We start from the raw sequence: 629 nt of genomic DNA, 5'->3' as shown, positions 1-629 counted from the left end.
TTCTTTAAAGGGTTAGCAGATCAACCACGATTCAAAAGTAAAAGAAAATCAAAACCATCTTTTTATAACGATAATGTGAAGTTGAAAGTAAAAGAAAATCGAGTGTTGATTGAAAAGGTCGGTTGGGTTCTAATCTCTGAAGTTAGATCAGATAAAAAATACTATAATCCCAGAATTAGCAATGATGGAAAATACTGGTATCTTTCTGTTGGAGTATCGCATCGTAATGGAAGCTATAAACATCAAGGGAATGATGAAGAATAAGCACCTGTCAAAAGCAATCGCGAAGCAGTGTTTATTTAAATTCAAACGCCAAATTCAATATAAATGTGATAAATATGGGATTGAATTTGTTGAAGCTGATCAATGGTACCCATCTTCTAAAACGTGTTCAAGTTGTGGAAATAAGAAAAATGATTTAAATCGATCAGACCGACTATACAAATGTGAATGCGGTCATGAAATCGATCGAGATTTAAACGCAGCAATCAACTTGTCACGATATAAATTAGTAAACTGATATCTAGACGTCATAACTGATTTGTAGGATTCGTTGTATCCGAATTTACGCCCTTGGAGTGTTATACCAAACGAAAGTAGCCTAACTAGGCAAAATCGGACACGTAGAA

1 pseudogene is annotated in these 629 nt (G+C 34.3%); it reads left to right on the top strand.

Going from position 1 to position 629, the window contains the following annotated elements:
- A pseudogene (locus CN514_RS20765) lies at positions 1-520 on the top strand (RNA-guided endonuclease InsQ/TnpB family protein); the annotation flags it as partial.
- Positions 521-629 lie beyond the last annotated feature (109 nt).

The organism is Bacillus sp. AFS001701, assembly GCF_002559405.1.
Classification (GTDB): domain Bacteria; phylum Bacillota; class Bacilli; order Bacillales; family Bacillaceae_G; genus Gottfriedia.
The sequence above is the reverse complement of the archived record's forward strand: the minus strand, read 5'-3'. Positions and strand labels throughout refer to the sequence as shown.